Genomic DNA, 12409 nt, shown 5'->3' on the forward strand with positions numbered 1-12409 from the left:
TGTCTGCTCCCCTCTGTTGTTATGGGGGCAGTATTTCCGGCGGCGTAATTTTGATAAAGGAATTAAAAGGCATCGTTAATGCCGAATCGTTTTTAGAAAAAATTCGGCAAAGCAAATACCAAACCTGACTTACTGAGGCTCCTCTTCCGCCAGCAGGGCAGCGATCTGCGACAGCACCTTCGCCTGCTGACGATCGCCCTCCCCCTGCAGCAGCCGCGCGCGCAGCCCCAACTCCAGCTGGCGAAGCCCGACGAGATCCAGCGGCTCGGCGCGCGGGTTCTCCAGCCGCGCCAGCAGACCAGGCGCGGCGGCGGCGGCGGCCCGCATCTGCGCCACTTGCCGGTAGCCGCCAGTTTGCCAGTAGCTGTAGAAACCGATCCCCAGCGCCAGCGCCGCAGCGGGGATGAGCCGCCAGATATTCAGCGGCCTGCCCGCCCCCTCTGGCTCCGGGGGTTGCGGCGCGGGCGATGCCCGCCTGCGCGAGCGGATATAGATCGCCCCGCATCCGGCCAGCACCACGGCCCCGGGGAGGATCCACAGCAGGGCGGTGAAAGGGGTGAATGGCGGATCGTAGGTCACAAAGTTACCGTAACGCGCCACCATGTAATCCACCACCTGCTGCGGACTTTTTCCCTCCTGCAGCAGGTCGTAGACTTTCTGCCGCATGTCGACGGCAATCATCGCGCTGGAGTCGGCGATGCTGTTGTTCTGGCATTTCGGGCAGCGCAGCTGTGCCGTCAGCTGGCGCCAGGCCTGCTCCTGCTCCGCATCGCGAAAGGTCATCACCTCGCTGCTGGCGCTGACCAGCACAGGAAGCGCCAGCAGCAGCATCAACAGAATGATTCTCATGGCGTCGTCTCCCTGACAGCCTGTAACCACAGGGGCTGGAGCCTCTCCTGCCATACCCGCGCATCCAGCGCGCCGACGTGGCGGTAGCGTACCTTCCCCTGCCCATCAATCAAAAAGGTCTCCGGCGCGCCGTACACCCCCAGCTCCATCCCGGCCATTCCCTCCCCGTCATACAGACTCAGGACATAGGGATCGGCCAGCTCCCGCAGCCAGTCTCTAGCCCGCTGCCGATCGTCTTTATAGTTCAGCCCGACGATCCGCACCCCCTGCCCGGCAAGCTGGTTAAGGAACTGATGCTCGGCGCGGCAGGTCGGGCACCAGGTGGCCCAGACGTTGAGCAGCAGCGGACCGCCTTGGGCCAGGGTTGTCGAGTCTACAGCCTGCTGCGGTGCCGCCAGCGTCGGCAGGCTGAAGGCGGGCAGCGCTCTCCCCACCCGCACCGACTCCAGCGCGGTGGGATCCTCTCCCTGCGCGTTGCGCGCCAGCTGCCAGAAGAGCGCGATGGCCACCAGCAGAAACAGCGCCAGCGGTAAAAGATAGAGTTTGCGGATCATACGGCCTCCCGGGAGCGGCTTCGAACCAGACAGAGCCCGCCGCCGAGGGCCATCAGCAGGCCACCGGCCCAGATCCAGCGCACAAAGGGCTTGATGTACAGACGCAGCGCCCAGGCGCCGTCGTCCAGCTCTTCGCCGAGGGCGACATAGAGATCCCGCGTCAGGCCGCCATCGATCGCCGCCTCGGTCATCACCATCCGCTCGCCGTACTGCCTTTTTTCCGCCAGCAGGGTAGTGACCGGTTTGCCATCACGGGAGACGGCGACAGAACCCGCCACCCCGCGCCAGTTCGGGCCGACGATGGCTTTTACCCCGTTGAAGGTAAAACGGTAATCGGCGATCCGGACCTCGTCTCCGGCCTGCATTCTGACATCCCGCTGGAGGCTGTAATTCTGGCTGAAGGCGATCCCGACCACCGTGACCGCCACGCCAAGGTGGGCCAGCACCATGCCCCACTGACGCGCCGCCAGAGGGATCCCCGCCGCCCGCCAGCGCTGCACCGTCGCCAGGGTCAGGCAGGCAATCAGAAAGGCTATCGCCACCCCCAGCGCCGCCAGCCACACCACCCGGCCCTGCAACAGCCACGGCACCAGCAGCGCCGCGCCCAGCGTAGCCCCGGCGGTCCCTGCCAGCAGTCGCGTCAGGCTGCCGGGACGATCCCGGCCCCAGCGCACCAGCGGCCCCAGCCCCATCAACAGGGCAAAGGGCACCATTAACACCACAAACAGGGTATTAAAAAACGGCTCGCCGACGGAGATCGCCCCCAGCCCGAGCTGCTTATGCACCAGCGGGAACAGCGTGCCGAGCAGCACCACCAGCATGGCGGCCATCAGCAATACGTTATTCCCCAGCAACAGCGACTCCCGCGACCAGAGCGCATTGTTGACCCGGGAGCGCACCCGATGCCCGCGCAGGGCGAACAGCAGCAGCGCGCCGCCCGTCACCAGGGCGATAAAGGCGAGGATAAACAGCCCCCGCGCCGGATCGGCGGCAAAGGCATGTACCGACACCAGCACCCCGGAGCGCACCAGAAAGGTCCCGAGCAGACAGAGGGAAAAGGCGAGGATCGACAGCAGCAGCGACCAGGCTTTAAACCCGGCGCGCGCGTCGGTGGCCCGCAGGGAGTGCAGCAGCGCGGTGCCCACCAGCCAGGGCATCAGCGAGGCATTCTCGACTGGATCCCAGAACCACCACCCGCCCCAGCCCAGCTCGTAATAGGCCCACGCCGAGCCGAGCACCATCCCGAGAGTGAGAAAGATCCACGCCGCCAGGGTCCAGGGACGGGCAAAACGGGCGCTGTCGCGCTCAAAGCGTCCCCCGATCAGCGCCGCGATGGCGAAAGCAAACGAGACTGAAAAACCGACATACCCCATGTACAGCAGCGGGGGATGCAGGATCAGGCCCGGGTCCTGCAACATTGGGTTGAGATCCCGCCCTTCCAGCGCAAAGTCCAGCGTGCGGGCGAAGGGGTTAGAGGTAAAGATAATAAATAACAGAAAGCCCGCGCCGATCGCGCCCATCACCGCCAGCACGCGCGTCACGGTGGCGCGCGGCATTCGGCGGCTGCCGAGGGCAACGGCCAGCGTCCAGCCGCCCATCAGCGTGACCCACAGCAGCAGCGAGCCTTCGTGCGCCCCCCATGCCGCGGCCAGGCGGTACCACACCGGCAGTTGGGTGCTGGCGTTCGCCGCCACGTAGATCACGCTGAAGTCATTCACCGCCAGAGCGTACATTAATGTGCCCTGCGCCCCCGTCAGACTGAGAAAAAGCAGCCACGCCAGCCCGGTCATGCGGCTGTCGCCGATAAGCGGCCAGACCGCCATCAGCACCGCCGCCGTCAACGCCAGACAGAGCAGGATATTGCCCAGTTCCGGGATCATAACGCCTCCTGCCCGGCACGGTGATGGTGGTCCTGTATCGCCCTGTTCACCTCCGGCGGGGTGTAGTTTTCGTCATGCTTCGCCAGCACCTCTTTTGCCAGCACCACATTGCCCGGCAGCAGTTCCCCCTGCACCACCACGCCCTGCTCCTCGCGGAACAGATCCGGCAGGATCCCGGTGTAGTGAATCCTGATTTCGCTCCGGGTGTCATACAGGTTAAAGGCTATTGTCAGCGACTGCGGTGAGCGCTTGACGCTGCCCGCTTTCACCATCCCTCCGACCCGCAGCCGCTGTCCCGGCACCGGGCGCTGCCCGGTCTCCCGCTTGCCGAAGTGGATCTCCTCCGGGGTGTAGAACAGGTCGATGCTGGCGCTCAGGGCATAGAGCACCAGACCGGCGGCCAGGCTGATACCGCCCAGCACGGCCCCGGCGATCAGCAGACGGTTTTTACGCCGCAGGTTCATGGTGTTTCCTCCGCTGCTCCCGGGTGATTTCGCGTAGCACCCGCCGGTGTTGCAGCCAGCTGTCCAGCGCCAGAAGCGCCAGCGGGCCGAGGGTAAAGGCCACCGACAGCCAGACGTAAAGGGCGTACCCGCCCATGGTGAAAAAGTCCGCCCATGAAGCAAAAGCGCTGTTCATTGCCCACCTCCCTGCGCGAGCGTCTCGCTGACCCAGGGGCGACGTCGCTCCTGCTGCAAAATCAGGGTGCGCAGGCGCATTAACGTTAGGGTGACGCATATCAGCAGAAAACCCGCTATCGACCAGCGGAGCGGCGCGCGCATCGCCGGGTCGATACTTTGCTGCATGCGAGTAGAGCCCTGATGCAGGGTGTTCCACCACTCGACCGAGAAGTGGATGATCGGCAGGTTGACCACGCCAATCAGCACCAGAATGCCCATCGCCCGTCCGGCCTGCCGACGATCGTCAATCGCCGACCAGAGCGCAATCGCCCCCATATAAAGAAACAGCAGCACCAGTTCGGAGGTGAGCCGGGCATCCCACACCCACCACGCGCCCCACATCGGTTTCCCCCACGCGGCCCCGGTGACCAGCGCAATAAAGGTACATATCGCCCCCACCGGCGCCATGGCTGCCACCGCCAGGTTTGCCATTTTCAGCTGCCAGACGAGGCCGATAAAGGCGGCCCCCGCCATCGCGGCGTAGATCCCCATCGACCCCATCGCCGACGGAACATGAAGATAAATAATGCGATATCCGTCGCCCTGCTGATAATCCGCCGGGGCAAAGGCCAGCCCCCAGCCGAGGCCCGTCGCCAGCAGCAGCACGCCGGCCGCGGCAAGCCAGGGGAGACAATAACTGCACAGCCGGTACAGACCGGGCGGCAGAGCGAGTTGATGAAACGTTTTCCACATTGTGCGATCCCTCAATGGATTAATGCAGGCTGATCCTCAGCGCAGCGGCGGTGACAAAAGGACTCAGGGTAGCGCTGACCGCCAGCAGCGCCCCGAGCAGCGCCAGATAGCCCGACACGGGCAGATGCAGCGCGGCGGCGTCCATCGCCGCGGTGGCAAAGATAAGCAGCGGGATGGCAAGGGGCAGCAACAGCAGGCTCAGCAGCACCCCGCCCCGCCGCAGCCCAACGGTGAGCGCCACGGCGGGAGCCCCGAGAAAACTCAGCGTCAGGGTGCCGGGCAGCAGGGTCGCGGCCATCACCTGCCAGCCGTTGAAATCTATCCCCAGCAGCAGCGCCGCCAGAGGCGAAAGCAGAAGCAGCGGCAGGCCGGCAACCAGCCAGTGGGCGAGGATTTTCGCCAGCACCGCCAGCGGCAGCGCTACCGGGAGCAACATCAGCTGTTCGAGACTGCCGTCCTGCAGGTCGTCGCGGAACAGGCGCTCCAGCGCCAGCAACGACGCCAGCAGCGCCGCTACCCACACCACGCCGGGGGCGATCCGCGCCAGCATCTGCGGCTCCGGCCCCATCCCGAGCGGAAACAGCGTAATAACGATCAGAAAAAACCACAGCGGGTTCAGCAGCTCGCCCCGCTGACGGAACGCCACGCGCAGCTCCGTCCGGCATATTTTCAGGAACATGGCGCGTCTTCCTTGAGTGCGATCCGCCGCAGCGGCAGCGTTAACCCGTCCAGCGGCTGGTGACTGGTGAGGATCGCCGCCCCGCCCTCCCGGGCATGCTGCTCCAGACGGCGGGTCAGCAACGCAACGCCTGCGGCATCGATCGCCGTAAAGGGTTCATCAAGGATCCACAGCGGGGCGTGGCTTAACCACAGCCGCGCCAGGGCCACGCGCCGCTGCTGTCCGGCGGAGAGCTGGTAAACAGGGCGATCTTCCTCGCCCTGCAACCCCAGCAGGCGTAGCGCCTCATCGGGGCACGCCGGGTGGTAAAAGCCTAAGTTTTCCCGCGCCGAAAGACGGGCTTTGATCCCCGGCTGGTGCCCCAGCCACAGCAGCTGCGAATGAAAGGTCTCACGTACCTCAGGGAGGGGCGCGCCCTGCCAGCGCACCTCGCCGCTCTCCGGCGACGTCAGCCCGGCCAGCAGACGCAGCAGCGTGGTTTTCCCCGCACCGTTGCCCCCGGTCACCTGCACCAGGTCGCCGGGCCGCACGGCGAGTGACAGGCCGCTAAACAGCGGTCTGTCGTTCCGTTCACAGCAGAGATTTCGGGCGTCAAGCATGCGGCATCCGATCAGCGGCGTTCAGGCTGCCACGGGGTGTAGACCCCGGTCAGGCCGTTGAGGAAGGCGACAATATCGTCCACCTTGTTTTGCGGCAGGCTGGTGCCCACCTGATAGCGCAGCATCAGCTTGACCGCCTCGTCGAGGGAAGGCACATCCCCGCGGTGGAAGTACGGCGCGGTCAGGGCGACATTGCGCAGGCCCGGGACTTTCTGACGCAGGCGGTCACGCACCTCGTGGGTGACGTTCATGCGCCCGATGTCCGCCGTAGTCACCTCGCCAAAGTCATACTCTTTTTTCAGCCCCAGCGGTTCAAACGAGCGCCCGCCGAGGATCACCCCGCCGTGGCAGGTGGCGCATTTGTTCTCCTTGAACAGGCTGTAGCCGCGTTTTTGCTGGGCGGTCAGGGCGTTTTCATCCCCGCGCAGCCACTTATCAAAGGGCGCATCAGGGGTGATCAGGGTTTTTTCATACTCGGCAATCGCATCGGTAATGGTGTCGCCGCTAAAGCCCTGGGGATACACCGCTTCAAACGCGGCTTTCAGCGCCGGATCGGCATCCAGCTTCGCGATGATGTCATCCCAGGATTTTGAGGCCATTTCAATCGGGTTCAGCGGTGGCCCCCCCGCCTGTTTTTGCAGATCGGCGGCGCGACCATCCCAGAACTGTTCGAGGTTAAAGGTGGCGTTGAATACCGTTGGCGCGTTGATCGGCCCCACCGCGCCGTTGACGCCAAGGGAGGTCTGTCGGCCATCCACCCCACCCGCGTTCAGGGAGTGACAGCTGGCGCAGGAGAGCGTGCTGTCCCCGGAGAGACGGGTGTCGTGATAGAGACGGAAGCCAAGCGCGACTTTGCTGTCGTCAACCGATAAGGATCGCGGCACCGGCTGCACCGGCTCATTGCGATGGGCGGCGGCCATGTCGAGGCTGGCATAATGGCTTTCGCGCTGCTTTTTGATCCAGTTGAGGATCAAAAGCCGCTCGTCGTCGTTCATTTTCCCGGCCCAGTGCAGCGAGACATAGCGCGTCGGCGGCATGGTCTGATGCTGCGTCACCCATTCGATTTTATTGAGATCGCTTTGCGACACGGCGCTGTCTTTAATTAATGCGCTGCGCACCGCTTCGAGATTAAAGGATTTATAGCCAAGGCGGGTGTCATATTCCATGAGCTGTTTCGCCACCGGAAATGAGGCATAAAAAGGTAGAGCGGCGGAAGGGGTATGGCAATAATCACACCCTTTTTCACGAAACATACTCAGAATTTGATTATTCTCTTTTATGGCAGAGAGCTGAACATCATTTTCCTGAATACGCGCTTTATCGTGATACCAGACGTAGCCTGACAATCCCAGATAACAGACCACCGCGCCTGCAGCACATACAGCAGCAATACGGGTTAATTTCTTCATTTTCCATCCTTAGGAAAAGGGCATCCTGAATAAGAATTGGTTTTATATTTTTAGCCTGTCCATCATAAGAGGGCGCGGGACGGGTTTGTTGACAGCAATCAAAATTGATTATTGGCAAATTCTATTGTTTGAATAGGATTTAACGATTAATAACCTTGCGCTTATTTATTTAAATAATATTTTGGCCGCTATAAATATATATTAAAAATATTTGCCGCTTGAGTTAATCAGGGTGGCTTATGCCCGGCGGCGCCAGGCTTGCACGGGCCTACGGCTGACCGCAGGTGCTTTATTGCATTTTTGTTACATTCGTTACATAACCGCAGCCATATGATTGCCAGACACACATTGGCAGGCATCATAGGTGGATTATTCCGCAAAGGACTCTGAGATGATCAAAGTGGTGCTGGTGGACGATCACGTGGTGGTGCGTTCCGGGTTCGCCCAGCTGTTAAATCTGGAAGAGGATCTGGTTGTCGAAGGCCAGTACAGCAGCGCCGCCGAGGCCTGGCCCGCGCTCAGCCGCGATGCCATCGACGTGGCGGTGCTCGACGTCGCCATGCCGGACGAAAACGGTCTCAGCCTGCTGAAACGTCTGCGCCAGCAGCGGCCAGGGTTTCGCGCGATTATTCTCAGCATCTACGATACCCCCGCCTTTGTGCAGAGCGCGCTGGACGCCGGAGCCAGCGGCTATCTCACCAAACGCTGCGGCCCGGAGGAGTTAGTCCAGGCCGTGCGCTCGGTCGGGATGGGCGGTCATTATCTCTGTGCCGATGCGGTCAAAGCCCTGCGCGGCGGCGAGCCGGTATCCCAGGCGCTGGCGGCGCTGACCCCGCGCGAGAAAGAGGTGTTCGAGCTGCTGGTTCAGGGCGAAAGCGTCAAGGAGATCGCCTTTAAGCTCGAGCTCAGCCACAAGACCGTCCACGTGCACCGCGCCAACGTGCTGGGCAAACTGCAGTGTCACAGCACCATCGAGCTGGTGCACTTCGCGCTTGATAACCAACTGCTGACCGGCCACTGATGCGACGCTCCCTGCGGCACGTCATCCTCTCGCTGTTTATTATGCTGGCCTGGGGCACCGGCTGGCTGATGCTGTGGACGCTGAGCTTTTACCTCACCCGCAACGGCCAGCAGGCGGCGCTGTTTTTGCCACAGGGCGTGTATCTGGCGCTGCTGATCCTGCTCTCGCGCCGCTTCTGGCCGGCGCTGATCCTCCCCCCGCTGGCCGCCATGCTCTGGCTGCACGCGGAACAGCTCCTGACCCATTACCTGATGCTGGTGGTGCCGCTGGTGGGCACCGTCTGTGCCTGGCTGGCGCAACGCTACTGGCACCGCTTCCCGCTCTACTGGCAGCGCCTGTCATTACTGATCGCCGCGGTGACCCTGAACGCCCTGCTCCAGACCCTGATCCTGGCTCCCTTTCTCGCCAGCCCGGCCACGCTGCTGGCGCTGGCCTCCTTTACCGGCGGGGTGCTGCTGACCCCGTTCGTCTACCTGGTGTTTGAGTTTTTACGCCAGCAGCACCGCTATCACCTGCTGGGGCTGGACACCAGCAACCCGCCCCTGCGCACCTCGCTGATCATCTGGTGCAGCCTGTTTTTTATCATCGGCATCGGCACCCAGATGGTGCTCTCCCCGGCGCTGGAGCGGCTGCTGCTGATCGTGGTGTTCCTGCCCAACGTGGTGATGGCGTGGAAGTTTGGCTGGCAGGGCGGCGTGCTCTCCGGGCTGCTGGGCAGCATGATGATCACCATCGCCCGTCAGGTTGGGGTGGGGTTCAGCGATCTGCTGGAGCTGGAGATCTTCCTCGCCACCCAGTCGCTGCTGGGGATTGGGCTGGGGATCGCCATCAGCCGCCAGCAGCATCTGGCGATGAACCTCGATCACTACCGCCGTCGGCTGGAGGCGGAGCTCCAGGCCCGGCGGGCGCTGGCGGAAAAGCTGATCCACACCGAAGAGGACACCCGCAAGCACCTCGCCCGGGAGCTGCACGACGAGATTGGTCAGAACATTACCGCCATTCAGATCCAGTCCCAGCTGGTGAAACGGGCGGGCGATACCCCGCAGGCGCTGGAGGCCGCCGGGCAGATCAACGAGCTGGCGCGGCGCATCCACCACTCCACCCGCCAGCTGCTGCGCCAGTTGCGCCCGCCGGTGCTGGATGAGCTGTCCCTCAATGAGGCGCTGCACCATCTGGTCAATGAATTTGCCTTTGCCGAGCGCGGGATCCAGTGCCGGTTCGATTACCGCCTGACCACCCCGCCCCAGAGTGAAACCCTGGTCTTCACCCTCTATCGCCTGCTGCAGGAGCTGCTGAATAACGTCAGCAAACATGCCGATGCCAGCGAGGTCAGCGTCCTGCTCTGTGAGCACGACAACCAGCTGCGCCTGGAGGTACGGGATAACGGCAGCGGCATCAGCCCGCAGCAGATCCCCGGTTTTGGTATTCAGGGGATGCGCGAGCGCGTGCATGCCCTCGGCGGGGAGTTGACCCTTGAGTCGCAGGGCGGCACGCGGGTAATTGTTAACCTGCCCACAGTTTTGCAACAAACACACCGCTAACCAGGAAAAAGTCTTAGTCACGCCAGACTTTCTCTCATCCCTTTTTCGTCGCGCTTTCATACAGTCATTGCAAATGGAGAACGCCATGCCCGCACTGTCCGCAGAACAGGTTACTCAACGCTATCGGGCGCTGCGCCCGCGACTGCTGATCTGCATGGTGATCGGCTATGCGGCGTTCTACCTGACGCGCAAAAGCCTCAACTACGTTCTGCCTGCATTGCAGATGGATCTGGGGCTGAGCAAGAGCGATATCGGCCTGATCGGCTCGCTGTTTTACCTGAGCTACGGCCTGTCGAAATTCGCCGCCGGGCTGTGGCATGACAGTAAAGGCCAGCGGGCGTTTATGGGCATCGGCCTGATGGCGACGGGCGTGCTGAACGTGCTGTTCGCCTTCGGCGACTCTCTGCCGCTGCTGCTGTTTATCTGGACGCTGAACGGCTTCTTTCAGGGATGGGGATGGCCGCCCTGCGCCAGACTGCTCACCCACTGGTATTCGCGCAACGAGCGCGGCTTCTGGTGGGGATGCTGGAACACCTCTATCAATATCGGCGGGGCCATTATCCCGCTGATCTGTGCCTTCGCCGCCCATCGCTGGGGCTGGCAGGCAGCGATGCTGACACCGGGGATTATAAGTATCGTGCTCGGCCTGTGGCTGACCACACAACTGCGGGGCACACCGCAGGAAGAGGGTCTCCCGCCGGTCGGGGAGTGGCGCAACGATCCGCTGGAGTTGCGCCAGCAACAGCAGAGCCCGCCGATGGGGCTGTGGCAGATGTTACGCACCACCATGTTGCAGAACCCGATGATCTGGCTGCTCGGGGCGTCCTATGTGCTGGTCTACCTGATCCGCATCGCCCTGAACGACTGGGGCAACATCTGGCTGGCGGAGAGCCACGGGGTCAACCTGCTGAGCGCCAACGCCACGGTGATGCTGTTTGAAGTCGGCGGCCTGCTCGGGGCGCTGTTCGCCGGATGGGGCTCGGATCTGCTGTTCAGCGGCCAGCGGGCACCGATGATTTTGCTGTTCACGCTGGGGCTGATGGTGTCGGTCGCCGCCCTGTGGCTGGCCCCGGTTCACCACTACGCCCTGCTGGCGATGTGCTTTTTTACGGTGGGATTTTTTGTCTTTGGTCCGCAGATGCTCATTGGCCTTGCCGCCGTGGAGTGCGGGCACAAGCAGGCAGCGGGCTCAATTACCGGTTTTCTCGGCGTGTTTGCCTATCTGGGGGCGGCGCTGGCCGGGTGGCCGCTGTCACTGGTTATTGAACGCTACGGCTGGTCGGGGATGTTCAGTTTGCTCTCGATTGCCGCGGTGCTGATGGGTTTACTCCTGATGCCCCTGCTGATGGCGGGCATCACCGCTTCTCGCAGTCACATAACGTCATAACAAGGGCTGAATAATGAAAACAACGCTTCTCTCTACCCTCATTGCTTCCGGGATCGCGCTGGCGACCTTAACCGGTGCCGCACAGGCCAAAGGCCGTCTGGTGGTGTATTGCAGCGCCACCAACGAAATGTGCGAAGCCGAAACCAAAGCGTTTGGCGATAAGTACGACGTCAAAACCTCGTTTATCCGCAACGGCTCTGGCAGCACGCTGGCAAAAGTCGACGCTGAGAAGAAAAACCCGCAGGCCGACGTCTGGTACGGCGGCACCCTGGATCCGCAGTCCCAGGCCGGTGAGATGGGGCTGCTCCAGCCGTACAAATCGAAAAACCTGGAACAGATCATGGAGAAATTCCGCGATCCGGCCAAGGTGAAAGGCAACCTCTCCTCGGCGGTCTACGTGGGCATTCTGGGCTTCGGCGTTAACACCCAGCGCCTGAAAGAGAAGAACCTGCCGGTGCCACAGTGCTGGAAAGATCTGACCAAACCGGAATACAAAGGCGAGATCCAGATTGCCGATCCGCAAAGCTCCGGCACCGCCTATACCGCGCTGGCAACCTTCGTCCAGCTGTGGGGGGAAGATCAGGCCTTCGACTACCTGAAGCAGCTGAACGGCAACGTCTCCCAGTACACCAAATCCGGCATTGCCCCGGCGCGTAACGCCGCCCGCGGTGAAACCGCCATCGGCATCGGCTTCCTGCACGACTACTCGCTGGAGAAAGAGCAAGGGGCTCCGCTGGAGCTAATCTCCCCGTGCGAAGGCACCGGGTATGAAATCGGCGGTGTCAGCATCCTGAAGGGCGCGCGTAACGAAGAGAACGCGAAGCTGTTCGTGGACTGGGTGCTGTCGAAAGAGGCCCAGGAGCTGGCGTGGAAGCAGGGCAAGTCCTATCAGATCCTGACCAACACCACCGCCGAAACCTCCCCGAACTCGCTGAAGCTGGATGACCTGAAGCTGATCAGCTACGACATGGATAAGTACGGCTCAACGGACGTGCGCAAAGCGTTGATCAACAAGTGGGTCAGCGACGTGAAGATGGGTAAATAAGCTCACTACCGCGGTAATTGCCGGGTGGCGCTACGCTTACCCGGCCTACAATTTCCTCAACACCCGGAATTG

Annotated in this window: 13 protein-coding genes; 4 read left to right on the top strand and 9 right to left on the bottom strand. The window is 62.4% G+C overall.

Going from position 1 to position 12409, the window contains the following annotated elements; translation table 11 throughout:
- Positions 1 to 129: 129 nt before the first annotated feature.
- From WFO70_RS12090 to WFO70_RS12130, 9 genes are read right to left on the bottom strand one after another with little or no spacing between them, the layout of a single operon-like run.
- Positions 130 to 849: a cytochrome c-type biogenesis protein gene (locus WFO70_RS12090; protein ID WP_337016391.1), complete on the bottom strand. Its 720-nt coding sequence runs from the start codon at positions 847 to 849 to the stop codon at positions 130 to 132.
- On the bottom strand, positions 846 to 1403 hold the full coding sequence (locus tag WFO70_RS12095) for a DsbE family thiol:disulfide interchange protein (protein ID WP_337016393.1): 558 nt from the start codon (positions 1401 to 1403) through the stop codon (positions 846 to 848). Before WFO70_RS12095 ends, WFO70_RS12090 begins: the two co-directional genes overlap by 4 nt.
- Positions 1400 to 3283: a heme lyase CcmF/NrfE family subunit gene (locus tag WFO70_RS12100; protein WP_337016395.1), complete on the bottom strand. Its 1884-nt coding sequence runs from the start codon at positions 3281 to 3283 to the stop codon at positions 1400 to 1402. The genes WFO70_RS12095 and WFO70_RS12100 overlap by 4 nt, the downstream gene beginning before the upstream one ends.
- Positions 3280 to 3747, bottom strand: coding sequence for a cytochrome c maturation protein CcmE (ccmE, locus tag WFO70_RS12105; RefSeq protein ID WP_337016398.1), 468 nt, complete (start codon positions 3745 to 3747; stop codon positions 3280 to 3282). Before ccmE ends, WFO70_RS12100 begins: the two co-directional genes overlap by 4 nt.
- Positions 3731 to 3922 carry a heme exporter protein CcmD gene (gene ccmD / locus WFO70_RS12110; protein WP_337016400.1) on the bottom strand — a complete coding sequence of 64 codons (192 nt, stop codon included), beginning with the start codon at positions 3920 to 3922 and terminating at the stop codon, positions 3731 to 3733. The genes ccmE and ccmD overlap by 17 nt, the downstream gene beginning before the upstream one ends.
- Complete coding sequence (locus WFO70_RS12115; protein ID WP_337016402.1) at positions 3919 to 4656, bottom strand: heme ABC transporter permease; 738 nt, start codon at positions 4654 to 4656, stop codon at positions 3919 to 3921. Before WFO70_RS12115 ends, ccmD begins: the two co-directional genes overlap by 4 nt.
- A gap of 19 nt (positions 4657 to 4675) precedes the next feature.
- On the bottom strand, positions 4676 to 5335 hold the full coding sequence (gene ccmB / locus WFO70_RS12120; protein ID WP_337016404.1) for a heme exporter protein CcmB: 660 nt from the start codon (positions 5333 to 5335) through the stop codon (positions 4676 to 4678).
- Positions 5326 to 5934 carry a cytochrome c biogenesis heme-transporting ATPase CcmA gene (gene ccmA / locus WFO70_RS12125; RefSeq protein ID WP_337016406.1) on the bottom strand — a complete coding sequence of 203 codons (609 nt, stop codon included), beginning with the start codon at positions 5932 to 5934 and terminating at the stop codon, positions 5326 to 5328. Before ccmA ends, ccmB begins: the two co-directional genes overlap by 10 nt.
- A gap of 11 nt (positions 5935 to 5945) precedes the next feature.
- Positions 5946 to 7343, bottom strand: a complete 1398-nt coding sequence (locus WFO70_RS12130; RefSeq protein ID WP_337016408.1) for a cytochrome-c peroxidase — start codon at positions 7341 to 7343, stop codon at positions 5946 to 5948.
- 391 nt (positions 7344 to 7734) lie between these two features.
- Between WFO70_RS12130 and WFO70_RS12135 the strand changes: the two genes are divergently transcribed.
- The 4 genes from WFO70_RS12135 (at position 7735) to WFO70_RS12150 (ending at position 12337) form a co-directional block, all read left to right on the top strand.
- Positions 7735 to 8364: a response regulator transcription factor gene (locus tag WFO70_RS12135; RefSeq protein ID WP_337016410.1), complete on the top strand. Its 630-nt coding sequence runs from the start codon at positions 7735 to 7737 to the stop codon at positions 8362 to 8364.
- The gene (locus tag WFO70_RS12140; protein ID WP_337016412.1) at positions 8364 to 9905 is read left to right on the top strand and encodes an MASE1 domain-containing sensor histidine kinase; all 1542 of its coding nucleotides are present in this window, start codon (positions 8364 to 8366) and stop codon (positions 9903 to 9905) included. The genes WFO70_RS12135 and WFO70_RS12140 overlap by 1 nt, the downstream gene beginning before the upstream one ends.
- Before the next feature lie 85 nt (positions 9906 to 9990).
- Positions 9991 to 11292: an MFS transporter family glucose-6-phosphate receptor UhpC gene (uhpC, locus tag WFO70_RS12145; RefSeq protein ID WP_337016414.1), complete on the top strand. Its 1302-nt coding sequence runs from the start codon at positions 9991 to 9993 to the stop codon at positions 11290 to 11292.
- A 13-nt stretch (positions 11293 to 11305) separates the two neighbouring features.
- On the top strand, positions 11306 to 12337 hold the full coding sequence (locus WFO70_RS12150; RefSeq protein ID WP_032616757.1) for an ABC transporter substrate-binding protein: 1032 nt from the start codon (positions 11306 to 11308) through the stop codon (positions 12335 to 12337).
- The last annotated feature ends 72 nt before the right edge of the window (positions 12338 to 12409 follow it).

It is taken from the genome of Leclercia sp. AS011 (genome assembly GCF_037152535.1).
GTDB lineage: Bacteria > Pseudomonadota > Gammaproteobacteria > Enterobacterales > Enterobacteriaceae > Enterobacter.

What these genes read in the sequence shown, in the direction of transcription:
- WFO70_RS12150 (WP_032616757.1), top strand. Translation starts at nt 11,306, where the DNA reads ATGAAAACAACGCTTCTCTCTACCCTCATTGCTTCCGGGATCGCGCTG.
- WFO70_RS12095 (WP_337016393.1), bottom strand. Translation starts at nt 1,403, where the DNA reads ATGATCCGCAAACTCTATCTTTTACCGCTGGCGCTGTTTCTGCTGGTG.
- ccmD (WP_337016400.1), bottom strand. Translation starts at nt 3,922, where the DNA reads ATGAACAGCGCTTTTGCTTCATGGGCGGACTTTTTCACCATGGGCGGG.
- WFO70_RS12115 (WP_337016402.1), bottom strand. Translation starts at nt 4,656, where the DNA reads ATGTGGAAAACGTTTCATCAACTCGCTCTGCCGCCCGGTCTGTACCGG.
- WFO70_RS12140 (WP_337016412.1), top strand. Translation starts at nt 8,364, where the DNA reads ATGCGACGCTCCCTGCGGCACGTCATCCTCTCGCTGTTTATTATGCTG.
- ccmE (WP_337016398.1), bottom strand. Translation starts at nt 3,747, where the DNA reads ATGAACCTGCGGCGTAAAAACCGTCTGCTGATCGCCGGGGCCGTGCTG.
- ccmB (WP_337016404.1), bottom strand. Translation starts at nt 5,335, where the DNA reads ATGTTCCTGAAAATATGCCGGACGGAGCTGCGCGTGGCGTTCCGTCAG.
- uhpC (WP_337016414.1), top strand. Translation starts at nt 9,991, where the DNA reads ATGCCCGCACTGTCCGCAGAACAGGTTACTCAACGCTATCGGGCGCTG.
- ccmA (WP_337016406.1), bottom strand. Translation starts at nt 5,934, where the DNA reads ATGCTTGACGCCCGAAATCTCTGCTGTGAACGGAACGACAGACCGCTG.
- WFO70_RS12135 (WP_337016410.1), top strand. Translation starts at nt 7,735, where the DNA reads ATGATCAAAGTGGTGCTGGTGGACGATCACGTGGTGGTGCGTTCCGGG.
- WFO70_RS12090 (WP_337016391.1), bottom strand. Translation starts at nt 849, where the DNA reads ATGAGAATCATTCTGTTGATGCTGCTGCTGGCGCTTCCTGTGCTGGTC.
- WFO70_RS12100 (WP_337016395.1), bottom strand. Translation starts at nt 3,283, where the DNA reads ATGATCCCGGAACTGGGCAATATCCTGCTCTGTCTGGCGTTGACGGCG.
- WFO70_RS12130 (WP_337016408.1), bottom strand. Translation starts at nt 7,343, where the DNA reads ATGAAGAAATTAACCCGTATTGCTGCTGTATGTGCTGCAGGCGCGGTG.